This window comes from Mariniflexile gromovii (genome assembly GCF_017814435.1).
Classification (GTDB): Bacteria; Bacteroidota; Bacteroidia; order Flavobacteriales; family Flavobacteriaceae; genus Mariniflexile; species Mariniflexile gromovii.
Genome location: NZ_JAGJCB010000007.1, coordinates 137,404 through 156,115 on the forward strand (window position 1 = coordinate 137,404; position 18,712 = coordinate 156,115).

Here is an 18,712-nt window from a genome sequence, read left to right on the forward strand (position 1 = left end):
TTAAACGTTTAAGCAAAAATATACAAAAAATTGAGAAACAAAAAAAAAACTACAATAAAAGACATTGCTAGCGTTTTAAACATCTCGCCTGCAGCTGTTTCAAAGGCTTTAAACGATGATTCTCGAATAAGTGCTAAAACCAAAGAAGCTGTAAAAAAAGTTGCTAAAGACTTAAACTATCAACCAAACCATTTAGCAAGTGCGCTTCGTAAAGGAAAAAGTAACTTGGTGGGCGTTATTGTACCTAGAACCAACAGCAACTTCTTCTCTTCGGTTATTCAAAATATTGAAGAAGTTTTAAATAAAGAAGGCTATAATATCATTATTACCCAATCCAACGAATCCTATAAAAAAGAATGCAGTAATATAGATACCCTTTTGTTTACTCAAGTTGATGGTATTATCGCCTCTATGGCAAATGAAACCGTTAAGCTTGATTACTTTGAAAAAGTTAAATCTAAAGGTATACCGCTAATTTTATTTGACCGTGGTGAAAATGATTTGAATGTAGATTATATTGGTATTAACGATTACGACAGTAGCCATATGATTGTTGAACATTTAGTGCAGCAAGGGTGTAAACGTATTGCCCATATTGGTGGATACAGGCATACTCGCATTTTTAATAACAGGATTAGAGGTTACATTGATGCCATAAAAAAACACCATTTACCTTTAGATGAAGCTTTGCTTATTGAAAGTAGCCTTACTATTGAAGATGGCAGAGAAAAAATGACACAACTTTTAGCGTTGGAAAACAGACCGGATGCTGTGTATGTTGCTGGCGATTATGCTGCTTTAGGCTCCTTGCAAGTACTTAATGAAAACAACATTAATATACCTAACGATATTGCTTTAGTGGGCTTTGGAAACGAACCCTTTACTTCCATGGTAACCCCAACAATTTCCAGTATAGACCAACATAGTACTGAAATTGGAAAACAAGCAGCTTTAACTTTTTTAGAACGTGTAAACAACCCTGAAATAAAGCAAACATTAAATAAAAAAATTCTTGATGCCGAATTGATAGTAAGAGATTCTTCAAATGTGAAAAAATAATAGGATATTAATTTTTATAATTCATTGTATTCAATCTAAAAATTATTGTTTCCAAAAGTTCCTATATCAGTTTTTCCTAATATGGAATTACCCGAAAAACTTTTGTGACAAAACAAGAAATACTCGTTTCATTTTTTATTTAGGAATCACTTTAATAGGAAAATCATCACCCGTTTTCTTAATCCATTCTTTCAACATATTTCTATGTGCTGCAATTTCCTTTTGATGCTCTTTTGAATAGATTAAAGGTTTCAATTCTTCAGGGTCATTTTTTACATCAAAAAACTGCTCTGGATGCTCCCCACCATCAAAAAGGAAATATTTATAGTTTTCTGTTACTACCATACGCCCCACAAATTCGCGTCCTTTCGGTTTGTTTTCTTCTTTTTGATTCAGTTCTGAAACCACATATTTTCTAGTTTCCTTAGGTTGTTTCGCATCCTTTAAGATATAAGCACTTAAGTTTTCACCAGGTAACGATTCATCTATTATCACACCTGCCATTTTACAAATAGTGGGATATAAATCCAATCCATTGGAAGTAAGTGTTTTTGAATCGATAACTCCCGATTTTGTATGCCCTTTCCAAGAAATTACAAACGGTACATTGATGGATTCTTCATAAAAAGTCATTTTCTGGTTCCATTCATGCGACCCATGACCATCACCATGATCGGAAGTGTAAAAAATAATGGTGTTTTCCAAAAGTCCTTGATTTTCTAGCGTATTAACGATGGTTAAAATATGGTCGTCCATTTTTTCAACCAACCTATCGTAACCATACATGTATTGGCGCCATTCTTGTTCTTCCCAATACTTCACAGGGTGTTTTCCGAAATTTACTTTATCCGTAGAATCTGGTGTTCTTCTGGTATAAAAACCTTCCGCTTCATTTTCAGGAATTTTAAAATTAACTGGTAGTGGTGGACATTCCTCAATAGGTTTATTTTCTTCTACAGCACCATCGTGGTAATCATCTCCCAATCCAGAAATATTTCGTGCCAATTCGCAACAATCGTGTGGATTTAACAACGATGTAACCAAGAAAAATGGTTTATCGTGTTTCTGACTGATAAAATCTGTTGATAATTTGGCTGTTTTAGTATCGTTATATTCTTGTTTGTAAGTTTCAAAACCATGCCAATCCTCTACCTCTTTTATTTTTGAGTTCGAAACGTGCCACTTCCCAAAATAAGCCGTAGTATAACCTGTTTCCTTTAATGTTTTTCCAATGGAATTATATGCCATTAAATTAGAATTACTTTTGTTTGGCATATAACCAGTCATCAATGAAGCTCTAGAAGCCATACACACGGGATAGGTGCAATAACTACGGGTAAAGGTTACGCCTTCATCGGCAAGTTTATCAATACCCGGTGTATTTACATGCTTATAACCTACTTGCGACATCACTCTTCCCGAATGTTGGTCTGATATAATGAGCAGAATATTTGGTCGTGTTTTATTCTCAGAAGTGGTTTTTACACTTTGAGCATGATTAGACTGAAAACTCCATACTAACAATAATGCGATTGTTTTTATAATGTTATTCATGATTGAAGTTCTATTCTTTTGAAATTAGCTTTAACATTTCTATGGCATAGCGTTCTCCTAAAAGCCGCTGACTTGCACTATCAAAATGGGTGTTATCTATGGTTGCTGTGTTTTCAGTAGTAATAACCCCCGTATTTTTTACTTTGGTTGGCAGTTCTAATATCATTTGGTTGAAATCATTTCGTTGTGGTTTGTCTGGTGATAATTGCCCCGCAACAAAGGGTAAGTTTGGCGCGTTGAAATCCTTTCGTAATGATTCTATAAGTTCTGTAATTTTGGGCATATAAGCTTTATATCTTGATGCGTTTGTTTCTCCTTGATGCCAAATAATGCCTTTTAAAACACCATGTTTTAGAGCTTTTTTTGTTTGATTCACAGCTTCATTATATAAAGTATCACCGGGTTTCCATTCTTCTATAGATGTGCCTCCTTTAGCATTAACAACCAAACCGATGCGTTTTCCTTGTCTTGATTGTGCCATTGTTTTTGCAAAACCATAACTTGGTCCTAATTTTTGCATATCGATATGTTTTCTAACGGTCGAATACTTGTTTAAAGGATTCGCTGCTTTTTCCCAAGGCTTATTTTCATCATTTGTAAACAAAAACACGTTGTTTAAACTATCACGATCTTGTGTTTCTATGGGAGCTCTACCTGCCATGTTGGATTGACCAATACACAAGTATATCTCCATGGGTTCTTGTTTACTTTCAGAAACTTGTTTCATTGAGTTACATTGAAATAACAAACCAACCCATACTAGTAAAATTATTTTCTTGTCTTTCATTTTTTACAGAATTATTTCAACCTTTGCGGTAATATAGCATTTTCTTTAAAGTATTCTGGAAGCATTTTAGATTCACCATACTGTTTATTAAATAGGATTTTATTTATTTGATTTTTTTGAGTTTTGCCACTGCAATTCCAAACTCACCAGCTATGGAATAATAGAGATACACCTCATTTTTATCAATAAAAATAGCGGGATCTCTTAATTCGTGCATTGGCACTTTTGAAAATCCTTTTACAGATTCTTGAATAGGAAGGTTTACGCCTTCATAATCCTTTTCTGGTTTTAAAACTTCTGTTTGGTCGCCTGCTTTCCAATCCTTCCAAGTTCCTTCAGAAAGATTCACTTCACACTTAAGAATCCTTTCAGGAGCATCCCCTTTTTGCGAATAAAATACAATAAGGTTATCGCCACTTAAAGTAACCGCTGTATGTCTCGCTTTTGGTAATATGGTAGCACCTTTTTCAAATGGGGTCATACCATCTTTAGAACGGTAAAAAGTCCCTGAAACCAAAGCATAATAATCGGATTCATATTTAAAAACTCGAAAATAGGAAGGTCCTAATATGGTTTCAGAAGCTGTAAAATTCAACCCATCTTTAGAAGTGCTTACAAAAGTTTTTTGTCCTGATTTGTCCTGATTATAGCCATGAAAATACATTCTGATGGTTTTCGTTGCTTCATCCATAATAATATCTGGTGAAGCAATATGTCCTTTGGCTGCTGTATTATCTATATGAAGTACTCCCGGTTTGTAAACAGTCCACGGTCCGATAGGAGAATTTGCATAAGCCAACCGAATGAATTTACCATGATGGTCTGCAAAATACATGTAATAGGTTCCTAAAGGATTTTCAACCCAATTTGGTACTTTAATTACAGAAGGCCCATTTATGTTTTTGCCTAAATCGCCTTCTAAACCTTCCATATCTGGATAAATAATGGGGTTGTTATCTGAACGTACAAAAGAATAATTATCGTCCACCAACATTTTGGAAGCAGACACACATGATGTAGCACCAATTAAGATAAAAAAACAACTGAATTTACAGATGGTATTGAAATAGGTGTTTCTAATTTGCATGGTTATCGAAATATTCTATTAGATTATATACATTGGTGTTTATTTCTTTCATTTTTTCCATCATGGGTTTCCAAACTTCATATTCGTTACTCACAACACCTTTGTTGGCATCAATGTTTGAAGGATCTACTCCTTTGGCAGTTGGGTCGTTGTCTTGGTATTTAAAATAATGCCAGCCTACACAGTTTTTAGATTCTAAAAGTGCAAGGTTATAATTTTGATAAAACAAACCGCGATCTTTTTGGGTTCTAACAATCCAACCTGCACCACTGGTATTTCCCATACCGGAATCTTCACCTTTAACATAATACTCGGTTACGATAAATGGTTTACCTGACCATTTTGACCAGTTAGCCATTTGTTCAGCATCAGGCGTCCAATAATTGTAATAGTTGTTTGAAATAACATCTAAATGTTTCCCAGCCACTTTCATAAATTCTTCATGGTTTTTTTCTTCAGCATAAAAACGAGAACCAATGTACATGTGATTGGTGTCGTATTTTTTAATGGCTTTGGACACTATAGAAAAATATTTATCGGCCACATAAGCCATAAATAATTCGCGATGTCCATCGTTGATTTTTTCTTTTGAAATTCCTTTTTCCTTCAACCATTGCACAGCAGCTTTATAGCCGTAATCGGTTTTTGGCAACTTTAAAAAGTTATCTATGGATTTGAATTTAAAAGGCATTTCGTTATCTGAAAAATGTCCGAATAAATTTGGGTCGTCTTTGTATTGTAATAACTGTTTTGCATGTTCGTCACAAAAGGTTTCAAATTCTGGATCGAACGTAAAAATAGCATCATTTGGATAGCCCGTATGCCCTGGTTGCTGGTGTGTTCCACCTCGTTTACGCCCATGACTGCTCATAAAGTTCCAAATTATGGTGTACGCCATTGGTTTTTCAAGCGTTTTGTTAGCTTCTACAATCGCTTCAACATCGCTCCACGAACCTGCACAATTGAAACCATTTTCTTGTAACATATCAACGGTTTCGTTCATCCAATTTGTTTTGTTACCAAATTTTTCAATTAAAGCATCCTTAGTTCTTTTTGATTTTCCTTCAGTAACGCCATTTAAAGCGATATTAAAATATTTATAGCCTAAAGGATCTATGCCCCACCAACGATCACCTACTTTTTTTACATGATAAAAACCAGTAGCAAAATTAGTTGGCTGATTTAAATCACCGCCATACTTACTTAATTGAATGCTTTCATTTTGAAAATCCGGTAATAATTCTAAAGTACGCGTTTTAAAAGGTTTATAATCTTTATAGCTTCTCGTTCCATCACTATTATAAACTTTTACTTTGGCATCAACAAAAAGGTATTTTTCTGTAGTTGAATCTGCGATTTTAGTACTTTTTGAATTTGAACTTTTGCACCCAAAAACACCAACTATCAGTAAAGCAATTATTATATTTTTCATTCTGATTAAAAATATTTATCCAATTACCATTGATAATCTTTCCCTTCTCTACTTTGTTTCCATGATTCTTTAACTTTTTCAAGCTCTAGCATCATTTTCTTTAATAATTCTGGTTTTTCCAATGCTAAATTATGTTTTTCGGCAGGGTCGTTTTTTATATCAAAAAGCATCATTTCATCTCCTTTTTCTGGAATACAAATTTTGTATTGTCCATCTATATAAGCATATAGTTCTGTGTCATTATACAATCTTTGATACCCCGAAGCAAAAGCCGTTTTCCTAACTTTAGATTCCCCTTTTAGAATTGGGTTGAAGCTAACCCCATCTAAAGGCACTTTTTTATCCTGTTGGATATTTAAAATATCCAGTATGGTTGGGAAATAATCGCTTGTATTCGCTTGAAAATCTGAAACGATTCCTTCTTTTATATGTTTTGGCCATAAAGCCAGAGCAGGAACACGCAAACCACCTTCCCACATTTGGTGCTTATGCCCAGTGAAAGGACCAGCGGAAGCAATGCCTTTTTTAGCTAGCGGATCTGCATGACCATTATCGCTACAAAAGAAAATGATGGTATTATCCTCAATGTTTTTATCTTTCAAAAACGCGCGTAAACGCCCTATTTGGTCGTCCATAGCTGTAATAGCACCGTAATAATGCCTTTGTGCTAAAGGTAAATCGGGATACTTCGCTAAATATTCTGGACCAGCCACAACGGGTTCGTGTGGTGTATGAAACCAAATAGTTGCAAAAAATGGTTTGTCTTTTGAAATGGATTTTTCTAAAAACGGAATCGCTCTATCCATAATGATGCGGCTATCATCACCATCTAAATTTTCGGTTGCAGGTTTGCCGTTATGTACATAAATAGAACCACCCCATGAACCATCATCTTCTGAACCAAAACCTGTCCACCCTTCTGGTGTTTTTGTAGGGTTCCAAGTAGGTACCGCACTTTTTGTTGCAAATGTTTCTTCATAACCATGGTGCCAAGGTGGTGAATACATCCCTCTAGACTCCACTTCATCTGGCTGCACCCAACCTAAATGCCACTTTCCAAAAAAGCCTGTTTTGTAACCTTCTTTTTTTAGAACCTCAGCTATGGTTTTTTCTGCTGGTCTCATAGCGCCAGTATGTGCTGCGAAAATACCTTGACGAAACGGACTTCTCCCTGTTAAAACACTAGCCCGTGTAGGCGAACAAAGTGGCGCTGCGGCATAGAAATTTGTAAACTTCACACCAGACTTTGCCATTAGGTCTAAATTGGGCGTTATTATTTTTTTATTGCTGTTAAAGCCAACATCGCCATAACCCAGATCGTCTGCCATAAGCAGAATAATATTGGGTTGGTTACTGGTTGTTGTCTTTTTTTGGGCATAACTGCTTAGCATTATTAAATTAACACCAATGGTAAGTGCTAGTTTACAAGTACTTAGTATTTTCATAGTCTACTTTATTTAGCCTATTAAATTAAGATAATTTAATAAGTCTACACATTCATTATTTAAGTTTTATATGAAAACAAAAAAAACATCTCGAATTTAAAAAGAAGACAGTTCTATAAATTAAAAATAGGTTTATCGGGGTGGCAGGTAGATCGAAAACCACTCATATATTTAAAAATCAAATAATTACAAGTTATTAATTACAATTGGTAACCGATTAGGTAACTTATTTAATAAGAACTTTTGTTTTATTTTGATACTAATATACGTTTTTTTCAATATATAATTCCAAAATTACAAGTTCAGTTCTTTGTAATGCCCAGAACAAAAATTTAATATAATCTCATACAATATGTTTTGATAACATTGACAAAACCAAAGTTGCTACAGGTTATATCTAAGAATTTGGTATTCCTTTTAATGAAGTTGAAGCCTATAATGGAGTTATCGTTACCAATAATTTGGGTGATGAGAAACCCAATGACAATTTTAACCTAAACATAACACTAATTACGGGTTTACTGCAATTAAAACTCAAATCAAATCTGTACATTTAAAATAAAAATAAACCTTATGAAAAATGTACTATTAATTCTAGCATTTACATTTGGCCTGTTTTGTTGTAAAAACGATGACGACACCCAAAAAAAACCCATTGACCAATTACCGCCAGCCACATAAATCGGTGAAAACACGTTTGGTTGCTTGGTTAATGGTAAACCTTTTGTGGTAACAAACACAACAAAAATAACGGCTATATATCAAGGAGGAGGTCTTTCAATAGCTGGGGAAATAAATGTAAATAATTTTTTCTCCGAAGTAAGCATATTTATAAGTGAACCTGTTGTAGGTCAGGAAATTTCTGATAATACAACATATACCCTGAATAATGACAACACATTAAAAGGGCAATATTACAGAGAAGACCAAAACTGTTTTTATCACACAACTTTATCGAATGTAGGTCTCTTAAAGATAAGGAAAATAGATAAAGAAAATTTTATTGTTTCAGGAATATTTGAGTTTCAAGCAATATCAGGCGATTGTGATGAAACAATAAATATAACTGATGGCAGATTTGACATGAAATATATCCCATAAAATAATCCTCTAACATTTTAATCCATTTTCAATTATAAAAAACCAATCATAAATCAATATTTATTTCGAATAAAACATTCTTAATAGGCCATTTTAGATTTATACTTTCTAACCGTATCTTTTAAATATAAAATAAAACTGATAATTACATTTTTTTTCATCCTCCGAATTTGTCTTTGAAGTTGTACTATTTCCTTTTTTGCAAACTGCAATTGATTTAACAGATAAGAACTTTGCTTATCTTTAGCAATTGATTTATCAAAGTTCTCATAAAGATGGTCTAATCTGCCCTTAATAATAGATCCTACGTTATAAAGCGATAATTTATCATTCACAAAAAGCTTCGCATTCATTGCTTTCTCCTTCCTTAAATCTGGATTGTTGTAGACTTCTTTTAAATTTTTGATGGCAGATTGCATATTCGGATTGCCCCAAACTGTTTTAAAACAAAAGTTTCTATCCGGATTTTCAATCAACCCAAGTTCATAATCCACTAAAAAACTATTGCCCTCATTCATAAATTCGGTATTTCCGGAATAGTTTATAGATATTGTAGGTTTTCCTAAAGACATAGCTTCCGCAAGGGTTAAACCAAATCCTTCCGAGTGGTGCATAGAAACATAACAATCACAATCGTTTATTAAATGGTTTATGCTATTTTTATCCAGATCAATATCAAATATCTTAATGTTATTTTGCCCCAAAATTGCTTGATGTAATTTCCTTTTTGATTGTTCAAACTGTTCAGACCCTACGGTTTTTATTATTAATTCAACATCTCCATTGTTTCCAAATGCTTTAATAAAAGCTTCAACCAAGAAAAACGGATTTTTCCTTTCTATAGAACTATGGTAATTAAATATAAATAGAAAACTGAATCTGTTTTTTTCAAAAAACACAATAGAATTTTGGTGTGTTATAGGTTTTAAACACAGCTCAACAGGGTGAGGAATTACTATTATAGGCCCATTATATATCTTTTCAAATATTCCCTTACAATAAGAAGAGGCCGTCCAAATTTCATCGAACATGTTAATTGCCCCCATAAATCTTGAAGGAAAATATTCAGATTCCCACATTAAGAAAAGAATGGAATATTTATTATTAAAAAAATCAAGATCAATAACACTAAAAAATGTATCTAGATCGTTTATTGCAATTTGAACTAAATTTATAGAGTATTTAAACTCATATCTGTAATTAGCATCTTGCTTAACTTTTTCATAGTTTATTATATTTAATGGTATATTATGCTTTTTAGCTGCTTCTATATTTGACTTTACGGCTTCTCCCAAGCCAAAATCACTATCGGTATAACCAACAATATTAAGTCCTAGATGATGTGTTTCCATGTCATTTAATTAATTTCTAATGATTGCAGTGAAACCAAGTTAGTATAAGTTCCATTCTTACTTAATAATTCTTCATGGGTACCTTGTTCCACTATTTGTCCCTTTTTCATAACCACAATAAGATCTGCTTTTTGGATTGTAGAAAGCCTGTGCGCAATTACCAAGGAAGTACGGTTTTCCATCATATTCTCAAGAGCTTCTTGTACCAATTTTTCCGATTCTGTATCCAGAGACGAGGTTGCTTCATCCAATATCATTATTGGAGGGTTTTTCATTACCGCTCTAGCTATGGCAATACGCTGACGTTGACCCCCAGAAAGCAAACCTCCACCGTCCCCTACATTACTTTGGTATCTGTTAGGGAATTCTGAAATAAAATTATGCGCATTTGCAACTTTGGCAGCAGCAATAATTTTTTCCTCGTTTGCATCGTCAATACCTAAAGATATATTCTTTGCTATGGTATCATTAAATAAAATAGAATCTTGGGCCACAATACCCATTTGCTCTCTTAGGGATTTTGTTGTCACATCCCTTATATCAACTCCATCAAAGGTGATACTACCTTTGTTCACATCATAGAAGCGAGTTATCAAATTAGCTAAGGTTGATTTCCCACTTCCTGACTCGCCAACCAGTGCCACTGTTTTCCCTTTAGGAACAGTAAGATTAAAATCCTTTAACACATAGTCATCCTTGTATTTAAAAGATATATTATCGAATTTTATTTCTTTGTTGAATTCTTCAATTATTTTGGCATCAACCTTGTCTTTTAATGGGTTTTTAGCATCCAAAATAAAAGCGACCCTCTCATACGCTGCATTCCCTCCTTGTAGAGCATGAATGGCTTTTGTTATGGCTTTAGCAGGTGTCAATATTTGATATGCCAACCCCATATAGGCCATAAAAGCTCCGCCACTTAAAGATTTATCAATAAGCACCAAAGAACCTCCATAAACAAGTAGTACAGAAATCACTAAAATGCCTAGAAACTCGCTCATTGGAGCGGATAAACTCATTTTTTTTCCAATAGAATTGTTAAGTGAATTTATATTATCCGTTAAGTCTCTAAACTTTTTGGAAAAGAAATTTTCGGAAGTGAAATTTTTAATAATCTTAATACCTCCCAAAGTTTCTTCTATATTCGACAATAAATGTCCTTCTAAAGCAAAAATATCACCTGATTGGCTTTTTATGTTTTTACTTATTTTTGAAATCAAGAAACCTGAAAGAGGAATAAAAAAAAGCACAAAAATTGTTAACTTCCAACTTATGGCCACCATTCCCAACAGAGTAAATAGAATAGTTAAAGGTTCCCTTACCATCATTAAAATACTCATGAATGAGACCTTTATGGTATTAATATCCGAAGTCATTCGAGCAATAAGGTCACCTTTCCGTTCATTAGAAAAGAAAGCAACATTTAGGCTTATGACCTTATCATAAACATCTTGTCTTAAGTCTTTTAATATACCATTGTTCAAATATGTCATATATAAGATTGACAGGTAACTAAATAAGTTTTTCAATAAGAATGTACTTAAAACAAAAGTGACTACCGTTATTAAGGTAATTAATGGCCCTTTCGTGTCACTGAGATTTGTAATGAAATAGTTAAGATAATTTTCCAAATAATTTAGGTCCAAATCTTCAATTCCATTAAAAACAGGTTTTTCTCTTAGTTTATCCCCCTCTTCAAAAAGTACCTTGACCATCGGCAATAAAGACAACATGGATATTGAAGAAAAAAGAGCATATAGAATATTAAAAACGATGCTTAAAATTTGAAATTTTTTATGGGGAATGAGGTATTTTAGAAATCTCTTAAAGTTTTTCATAAGTTTTATTTGGGACTTAGTGATTTAATTAGTTTAACAATGTTATTTTGAAATATTAATACACATGTTAGATACTAAAAACTTAAAAAGGTTGCTTTTTAGAATTTGAAATCATTAAAACTTTAAGATAATTTGTTTTTTGTTTAAATGCTTTTTAAATTAATACCTGATCTAGAGTTATTATTTTTATATCTAAAACAATTGATTAATTCCCGAAACGAAAAGGTTTAAACCAACTGTAAACCGGAATACTAAATATGTAAAAATCATACTGATGGTATTACTTTATTATTCGACAAGAACAATAAAAAACTGAAGTTGGAGATGTAAACAAAGTTACAATTTGGGTATCTGTCTTAAGAAATTCGACTAAAACAATTAATGTAACGTTATCATAATAAAGAACAATCTAACAATCCTAATTTATAAAGCTTTTGAAAAGTTACCGCAAACTAAATTTGACAAAGCATTTTTGTTATTAAATTTCTTCAACTAAAACCTTAATTCCTGCTCTATCAAAATAGGTACAAGTCATTTTATCCATACAAATCTCCCATTTGTCAATACCTGTTGTTGCACACATTTTAATAAAAGCTAAGAAATCGGTTTTACCTCTTTGATGGGCAATCAACTCTTTCTTAAATTCTTCAATTTTTGTAGTATGAGCGATTTCTAACGGGGCATACTTTGCAGGTATTTTTGCTAAATAATCATTTGCTCCATGATAATCAATATGTCCATCAATTACATATGCTTCATAGTGCGTTACACCTAAGGCTTTAATTTCTTTAATGTAAGACGGAAAGTCCGCACCTGATTTTACCTTACTGTGGGCTGTTTTAATTTGTTCTACTGTAAACATTTTTCTTGGTTTTAAACGATTTATTGAATTACATACAACTTTAATTCTCAAACCTAATAGTATGATTATCGATTTTTGAATTGATTTTACTATCAGATCTTTACATTAAGATTACAATGCAAAGATGCGATGATGAAAAAAACTGTGATTGTAAAAAATCGTTTCCTACAGGAAACGCTTGAAATTTTCTGGAGTGTCTCCTGTAAACTGCTTAAAGGTTTTAATAAAATGAGCTTGATCAAAGAAATTATTTTGGTAACAAATCTCAGTCAGCGTTTTTGTTTCATTTAAATTGTCAAGAACCGTATTGAAACGAACAATGCAAGCAAATTTTTTGGGTGTAGTCCCAACCACCTTTCTAAATCGTTTTTCGAATGGACTTTGACTAATAAATAACTTTTCGTTAAGCTCTTTTATACGAATAGTTCCATTACTTTGGTAAATGAGCTTAACGGCTTCGACTATTAATTTGTCTGCTTGAATATCTTTGAGTTGAGATACTAAAAATTGGTCTATGATTTTTATCCTTAGTTGGTCTTTATTGGCCATTCCCAATCTTTCTTCAACTTCTGCTATACTATTTTTATCAAAGATGTCGTCAAGAGATAGACTTAGATTAAAGAGTTCGTTTGCAGGACACGAAGCAAAATAAGTAAAGCCAATTTCGGTAAAGTAAACCAATATAGTTCCAATGTCTGCCGAATTTCTGAAGACTTTGTAGCTGTTAGTAATTCCTGTTACTCCAGCTGTAGCTAATCTGCTTTCGGCATTGTCTTTTATGGTGGCAAGTTGACCCTTGTATTGAAACCCCATAACAAGTCCTGATGAAGGGAATATTTTATACTCATTTTCCAAGTCATTCTCAGACACTACAAAATATTTAATGTAGGGTTTTAGCTTGTCTGACGGAACATACTTGTTAAACTTCATCCTTTTATCTATTAGAATAATACTTATAAACTAGCCTACTCCGAATCTCTAAATATTAATTTACGAACTAAAGATACTCATTTTCAATGAATTGTTTTTTAATTACTCAATCTCATTTTTAAACTATTTTACAAGTTTTATCTACTTTTTTTTCCCTTTTTATAAGTGTGGTGTTCTGAAAGTCTTTACAATTATACTTTCGAATTAATTGATTAATAGAAGCGATATCTGGAAAAATTTAGCCAAATGATTTCTTTATTTTATCTGCCATTATTTATCCAGAACTTTAAGTTTAAAGGGTGCTTAAAAATACCGATTACTTTATATTTTACTTATATAATATTTTAAATTATACAAACTTGTAACAGGATAAAACCACAAAACTCATTGACTCCTCCATAAATAAATTCACTCGATACATATAAATACACCTTCATTACATTTATCTATTCCAATAGAAAAAAGTTATTCAATTTTGTTTAGATAAATGAATCAATTATGAATCTAATAATAAAATTGTTTGCATCAGCACTTGCTCTAGTTTTTTTCTCAATTAGCCTCCAATCAATTCATGCTCAACAAAAATTACGTGCTCGAGATTTGGGTATCCCTTTCGAAGGCAAAACAGGAACCTACAATGCCATTACAGATGTTTTTGGTGTGATGGTGGGATACAAAACACTTATTAAAGATCAAGATGACCTATCAACGCAAAATGGTTCTGTTAGAACTGGTGTTACAGTAATTCTTCCAAAAGGCAAAAGTGAAACACCAGTTCCAGCAGGGTGGTTTTGTCTTAATGGCGATGGCGAAATGACTGGCACTACATTTATAGAAGAATATGGTTTTAATACAGGCCCCATTGGAATAACAAATACGAATAGTGTAGGCGTGGTTAGAGATGCCATAGGAGAATGGAATATTAAAAATTTTTCTTCTGGTAATGCTTTTGATTTTGCGTTTGGACTACCTGTTGTTGCCGAGACCTTTGATGGTGTTTTAAATGACATCAATGGATTACATATAAAAAAGCAAGATGTTTTTGAAGCACTCAATACAGCTAAACCTGGTCCCGTTGAAGAAGGAAATGTAGGTGGAGGAACCGGTATGTGTCTTTTTTATTATAAGGGTGGTAGCGGTACGGCATCAAGAGAAATAACTATTGCAAATCAAAAATATACTTTGGGAGCATTTGTTCAAGGAAACTTTGGAGCTCGTAAAGACTTAATAATAGCAGGTATTCCAGTTGGATTAGAACTTACTTCAGCACAGCCTATCATTAATTCAAAAGAAAAAGATGGATCTATTATTGTAATTGTTGCAACAGATGCTCCCCTACTACCCACACAATTAAAACAAATTGCAAAAAGAGTATCAATTGGTATAGCAAAAACTGGAGGATTTGGTCGTAATAGCTCGGGCGATATATTTCTTGCCTTTAGCACGGCAACTCCTGAATTTGATAAGGAAACAAAATTAATTAACTGGAAAAGCATTCCTAAAGGGCATATGGATGCCCTATATAACGCCACAGTTGAAGCCACCGAAGAAGCCGTTATTAATGCACTAGTGGCCGCCGAAACAATGCAAGGAATTAACGGAAATACTTTTTTTGAGATACCCAAAACAGAACTTCAAGACATTCTGAAAAAATACAACCGTTTAAAAAAGTAAAATTATGATAACTTTTAAAACTCTTGAAAAAACAGATTTAAATATTATTCTAGATGCTCTAAATACGGCCTTTTCAGATTATATCATTCCGTTAGAATTTACAAGTGAAACTTTTAAATATAAATTAACCAATGATAGAATTAACCTCAACTATTCAGTTGGCGCATTTCAAAATGGCAAATTAATTGCTTTCATTCTGCATGGCTCAGAAACTTATCATCATAAAAAAATATTATACAATGCAGGAACCGGGGTTATCCCTAACAAAAGAGGACAGCAATTAACCACCCAGCTATACAATTTTATAATTCCTAAATTTAAAGAAGCAAACATATCCCGTATCATACTTGAAGTTATTACCACCAATAAAAGTGCATTAAAAATATATAAAAACTTAGGTTTTAAAACCTATAGAACACTTCATTCTTACAAAGGAATTGTAAACAATCAACCACGAGAATCAAAATATATTATAAAGCAATTTGAAATTAATGACTGGGAAAAGATAAAAACCTTTTGGGATTTTGAGCCGGCGTGGCAAAACGACATTCAAGCCATTGAAAAAGGCAAGAAAGCTAATCTATCGCTAGGCGTTTTCGAAAAAGATACCCTTTTAGGCTATGTATGCTTCAATCCAAAAAATAATATAATTAAACAATTTGCGGTAAAAAACACAAAGCGCCGTAATGGAATTGCCTCACTTTTATTTGATTACCTAAGCTATAATTACAATTCCAACTTTCATATAGTCAATATTGAAAGTACCAATTCATCAACCATAAAATTTCTTGAAAATTATGGACTTAATAAGGTATTTTCTCAATATGAAATGATTTTAAATCTATAAGAACTTGTTTAATAAAATTTTATGTTCAAAACATCAAATCTATCTCCTTACTTCTTCCATTATTTATTGAATCTATATTTTTTGTAAAACATTTATTTAAAAAATAATCGGGTTCAATACCTTTTTCTGCGCTTTCATGTATTTCTATTATTAACAGCTAAAACTCTCAAGTACTTTTGAATTGTTAGATTTTGGCCGAAAACTAATTCAAAAAACAAAAAATAATTGCTAATAATTCAATACTAAGATAACAGTCTTCAACAGAAGCTATATCTCCGCATTGAATTAAAACTAAACTAGAAATGAGAATAATAACAAACACACTTAACTGTTTTACTTTGCTTTTTTTGTACACAAATTCCAATGCTCAAACTTTTAATTGGGCAGGAACTTACGGTGGACAAGCCAATGACGTTGTATCCAAAATCCATGTTGATAATGAAGGAAATATCTATTCTACAGGTTTTTATGCTGAAGACTGCGACTTTGACCCTACCGAAGGTTCCTACATCCTTCAGCATAGTTTTGATACTGATATTTTTGTTTCCAAAATAAACAAAAATGGAGAACTAATTTGGGCTAAAAGTATTGGTGGCACGGCAAATGATGCAGGAAGAGATATTTCTACAGATGCAGATGGAAATGTTTACATTACCGGAACATTTGTAGAAACAGTAGATTTTGATCCTGGAGCTGGTGTATTTCAACTTACTTCTTTGAGTCAAACAGATATATTTATACTAAAACTTGACAAGTACGGTAACTTTATTTGGGCTAAAAGTTTTGAAGGAGATGATATTGAACAAACTGTAGGTATCGAACTTGATTATTTAGGAAATATTTATATCGCTGGAGATTTCAATAGTACCACAGATTTTGATCCTAGTGCTTCAGATTTTCATATGACACCTAAAAATAACTCGGAAGGATTTTTAGTTAAACTAAGCCGAAATGGCGATTTCATTTGGGCTAAACAATATGGCGGCCCTGGAATTGTGACAGCCATGAAAGTATTAAGCAATGGTGACACCTATATTTCAGGATTGTTTGACGAAAATGCCGATTTTAATCCTAATGAAAACGAAGATTTCTTTTTAAATGTTCCTAAAAATTACCATGGCATGTACCTATTGCGGTTAGATAGCAATGGTAACTTTATAAAAGCCAACACGATTGCCACAACCGATTTTCAATGTTTTACAATGGGTTTAGATTTTGATAGTCAGGGAGCGATAATCATGACTGGATATTTTAGCGGAAAAATTCAGTTTGAAGTTCCAAACAACACTGTTACTTCAAGTATCTTAAGAATGTATTACAACTCATTTGTGGTAAAAGTTAATCCTAATGGACAAAATGAATGGGCTAAAATATTAAGTAGTGACTTGGGATTTAATACGGCAATGGCAATTGGCATAAATGCTGAAGATGAGGCATTAATTTACGGTTATTATGCTGGAACATTTAGTAGTGATCAAGTGACACTATCCAAATTCCCTTCAGATAACAATACAGAGAACTACTTGCTAAAAGTTTCGAATGATGGTATTACAAAAACCGGATTGAAGTTTGGCGGCGCTATGCTAATTTATGGCTGTGCCATTTATATTGATAAAGAAGAACATATCTATCTATCTTCTGGATTTCAAAATACAGTAGACCTAAATCCATTATTTAAACAAACCCTACAAAAAACAGCAATCGATATGGTCGACAGTTATATTATAAAATTAAATGATGACATATTATCTGTTCCAGATTTCTCAAAACACAACACATGGAGTTTCTATCCAAACCCAACCCATGACAAAATAATGATTGTAAGTAAAACAACTCTAATAGAAAAAAAATACCATGTTTTTGACATGGCTGGAAAATCCGTTATATTAGGTGTTCTTGATGCGTCGCAAAGTATTGATGTTTCACAACTCGCAGCAGGCATGTATCATATTAAAATTGAAAACACCGTTTATAAACTTATAAAGTACTAATTTGATTTTAAGACTTAAATAATAATTGAAGCTAATCAGCTGTATTGAATATTTAAATAAGATATTTTTTTACACAGCTTATTAATAAAACCTATAAAAAACAATACATATGAAAGCGCCAAATAAGAACTCCATATTTCCTTTAGAAAATTATGACAAACTTTGTTTTTTAAAAAACATAATTAAAAATCCGAATATCATAGTTGGCGATTATACGTACTATGACGATTTTGAAGATGTTTATAATTTTGAAAAAAACGTAAAATATCATTTTGATTTTATTGGGGACAAATTGATCATAGGAAAGTTTTGCATGATTGCTTCCAACGTAACATTTATAATGAACGGAGCCAATCATTTAGCAAAATCGATAAGTTCTTTTCCCTTTGCTATTTTTGGAGAAGATTGGAAAAATGCAATGGATGGCAAACACTATCCAACAAAAGGGAATACCGAAATTGGAAATGATGTATGGATTGGTTTCAATGCAACCATAATGCCTGGAATTAAAATTGGAGATGGGGCTATAATAGCAACAAATTCAACCGTAACAAAGGATGTGGAACCATATTCAATTGTTGGAGGAAACCCTGCTAAAGAAATTAAAAAGCGATTTACAAAAGAACAAATTGAAATATTATTAGAAATTAAATGGTGGGATTGGGAAATTGAAAAAATCACAGAGAATGTGCAAAATCTTACGGGTGAAAATTTAGAAAACCTTATAAACTAATAAGCATTATTTAACATTAC

15 protein-coding genes are annotated in these 18,712 nt (G+C 32.6%); 6 read left to right on the top strand and 9 right to left on the bottom strand.

The window, feature by feature from the left end; genetic code table 11:
- The first annotated feature begins 30 nt into the window (after positions 1 to 30).
- On the top strand, positions 31 to 1,059 hold the full coding sequence (locus tag J8H85_RS09425) for a LacI family DNA-binding transcriptional regulator (RefSeq protein ID WP_209654945.1): 1,029 nt from the start codon (positions 31 to 33) through the stop codon (positions 1,057 to 1,059).
- A gap of 135 nt (positions 1,060 to 1,194) precedes the next feature.
- On the opposite strand, the gene J8H85_RS09430 is transcribed toward J8H85_RS09425, so the two are convergent.
- From J8H85_RS09430 to J8H85_RS09450, 5 genes are all read right to left on the bottom strand, one after another.
- Positions 1,195 to 2,613 carry a sulfatase family protein gene (locus tag J8H85_RS09430; protein WP_209654947.1) on the bottom strand — a complete coding sequence of 473 codons (1,419 nt, stop codon included), beginning with the start codon at positions 2,611 to 2,613 and terminating at the stop codon, positions 1,195 to 1,197.
- A 10-nt stretch (positions 2,614 to 2,623) separates the two neighbouring features.
- Positions 2,624 to 3,340, bottom strand: coding sequence for a sialate O-acetylesterase (locus J8H85_RS09435; protein WP_209654948.1), 717 nt, complete (start codon positions 3,338 to 3,340; stop codon positions 2,624 to 2,626).
- Positions 3,341 to 3,503: 163 nt separating this feature from the next.
- Positions 3,504 to 4,487 carry a glycoside hydrolase family protein gene (locus J8H85_RS09440; RefSeq protein WP_209654949.1) on the bottom strand — a complete coding sequence of 328 codons (984 nt, stop codon included), beginning with the start codon at positions 4,485 to 4,487 and terminating at the stop codon, positions 3,504 to 3,506.
- Positions 4,477 to 5,919 (bottom strand): hypothetical protein, encoded by a 1,443-nt coding sequence (locus J8H85_RS09445; RefSeq protein ID WP_209654950.1) that lies wholly within the window; start codon positions 5,917 to 5,919, stop codon positions 4,477 to 4,479. Before J8H85_RS09445 ends, J8H85_RS09440 begins: the two co-directional genes overlap by 11 nt.
- A 23-nt stretch (positions 5,920 to 5,942) precedes the next feature.
- Complete coding sequence (locus tag J8H85_RS09450; RefSeq protein WP_209654951.1) at positions 5,943 to 7,364, bottom strand: sulfatase family protein; 1,422 nt, start codon at positions 7,362 to 7,364, stop codon at positions 5,943 to 5,945.
- Between the two features lie 726 nt (positions 7,365 to 8,090).
- On the opposite strand from J8H85_RS09450, the gene J8H85_RS09455 reads away from it, so the two are divergent.
- Positions 8,091 to 8,465 carry a DUF6252 family protein gene (locus J8H85_RS09455; protein WP_209654952.1) on the top strand — a complete coding sequence of 125 codons (375 nt, stop codon included), beginning with the start codon at positions 8,091 to 8,093 and terminating at the stop codon, positions 8,463 to 8,465.
- An 80-nt stretch (positions 8,466 to 8,545) separates the two neighbouring features.
- Here J8H85_RS09455 and J8H85_RS09460 read toward each other — a convergent pair whose 3' ends face one another.
- From J8H85_RS09460 to J8H85_RS09475, 4 genes are all read right to left on the bottom strand, one after another.
- Positions 8,546 to 9,817: a glycosyltransferase family 4 protein gene (locus J8H85_RS09460; RefSeq protein ID WP_209654953.1), complete on the bottom strand. Its 1,272-nt coding sequence runs from the start codon at positions 9,815 to 9,817 to the stop codon at positions 8,546 to 8,548.
- Between the two features lie 5 nt (positions 9,818 to 9,822).
- Positions 9,823 to 11,655: an ABC transporter ATP-binding protein gene (locus J8H85_RS09465; RefSeq protein WP_209654954.1), complete on the bottom strand. Its 1,833-nt coding sequence runs from the start codon at positions 11,653 to 11,655 to the stop codon at positions 9,823 to 9,825.
- 478 nt (positions 11,656 to 12,133) lie between these two features.
- Complete coding sequence (locus J8H85_RS09470) at positions 12,134 to 12,517, bottom strand: DUF1398 domain-containing protein (protein WP_209654955.1); 384 nt, start codon at positions 12,515 to 12,517, stop codon at positions 12,134 to 12,136.
- A 165-nt stretch (positions 12,518 to 12,682) separates the two neighbouring features.
- Positions 12,683 to 13,447 (bottom strand): helix-turn-helix transcriptional regulator, encoded by a 765-nt coding sequence (locus J8H85_RS09475; protein ID WP_209654956.1) that lies wholly within the window; start codon positions 13,445 to 13,447, stop codon positions 12,683 to 12,685.
- Positions 13,448 to 13,945: 498 nt separating this feature from the next.
- On the opposite strand from J8H85_RS09475, the gene J8H85_RS09480 reads away from it, so the two are divergent.
- The 4 genes from J8H85_RS09480 to J8H85_RS09495 all read left to right on the top strand — a co-directional run bounded on the left by J8H85_RS09480 (position 13,946) and on the right by J8H85_RS09495 (position 18,692).
- Positions 13,946 to 15,121, top strand: a complete 1,176-nt coding sequence (locus J8H85_RS09480) for a DmpA family aminopeptidase (protein ID WP_209654957.1) — start codon at positions 13,946 to 13,948, stop codon at positions 15,119 to 15,121.
- 4 nt (positions 15,122 to 15,125) lie between these two features.
- Complete coding sequence (locus J8H85_RS09485) at positions 15,126 to 15,968, top strand: GNAT family N-acetyltransferase (RefSeq protein ID WP_209654958.1); 843 nt, start codon at positions 15,126 to 15,128, stop codon at positions 15,966 to 15,968.
- A 302-nt stretch (positions 15,969 to 16,270) separates the two neighbouring features.
- The gene (locus J8H85_RS09490; RefSeq protein WP_209654959.1) at positions 16,271 to 17,959 is read left to right on the top strand and encodes a T9SS type A sorting domain-containing protein; all 1,689 of its coding nucleotides are present in this window, start codon (positions 16,271 to 16,273) and stop codon (positions 17,957 to 17,959) included.
- Positions 17,960 to 18,068: 109 nt separating this feature from the next.
- On the top strand, positions 18,069 to 18,692 hold the full coding sequence (locus J8H85_RS09495; protein WP_209654960.1) for a CatB-related O-acetyltransferase: 624 nt from the start codon (positions 18,069 to 18,071) through the stop codon (positions 18,690 to 18,692).
- Positions 18,693 to 18,712: the final 20 nt, after the last annotated feature.

Excerpts from the sequence above, each read along its gene's own strand:
- J8H85_RS09430 (WP_209654947.1), bottom strand. The coding sequence starts at position 2,613 with ATGAATAACATTATAAAAACAATCGCATTATTGTTAGTATGGAGTTTT.
- J8H85_RS09435 (WP_209654948.1), bottom strand. The coding sequence starts at position 3,340 with ATGAAACAAGTTTCTGAAAGTAAACAAGAACCCATGGAGATATACTTG.
- J8H85_RS09440 (WP_209654949.1), bottom strand. The coding sequence starts at position 4,487 with ATGCAAATTAGAAACACCTATTTCAATACCATCTGTAAATTCAGTTGT.
- J8H85_RS09445 (WP_209654950.1), bottom strand. The coding sequence starts at position 5,919 with ATGAAAAATATAATAATTGCTTTACTGATAGTTGGTGTTTTTGGGTGC.
- J8H85_RS09450 (WP_209654951.1), bottom strand. The coding sequence starts at position 7,364 with ATGAAAATACTAAGTACTTGTAAACTAGCACTTACCATTGGTGTTAAT.
- J8H85_RS09460 (WP_209654953.1), bottom strand. The coding sequence starts at position 9,817 with ATGGAAACACATCATCTAGGACTTAATATTGTTGGTTATACCGATAGT.
- J8H85_RS09465 (WP_209654954.1), bottom strand. The coding sequence starts at position 11,655 with ATGAAAAACTTTAAGAGATTTCTAAAATACCTCATTCCCCATAAAAAA.
- J8H85_RS09470 (WP_209654955.1), bottom strand. The coding sequence starts at position 12,517 with ATGTTTACAGTAGAACAAATTAAAACAGCCCACAGTAAGGTAAAATCA.
- J8H85_RS09475 (WP_209654956.1), bottom strand. The coding sequence starts at position 13,447 with ATGAAGTTTAACAAGTATGTTCCGTCAGACAAGCTAAAACCCTACATT.
- J8H85_RS09480 (WP_209654957.1), top strand. The coding sequence starts at position 13,946 with ATGAATCTAATAATAAAATTGTTTGCATCAGCACTTGCTCTAGTTTTT.
- J8H85_RS09485 (WP_209654958.1), top strand. The coding sequence starts at position 15,126 with ATGATAACTTTTAAAACTCTTGAAAAAACAGATTTAAATATTATTCTA.
- J8H85_RS09490 (WP_209654959.1), top strand. The coding sequence starts at position 16,271 with ATGAGAATAATAACAAACACACTTAACTGTTTTACTTTGCTTTTTTTG.
- J8H85_RS09495 (WP_209654960.1), top strand. The coding sequence starts at position 18,069 with ATGAAAGCGCCAAATAAGAACTCCATATTTCCTTTAGAAAATTATGAC.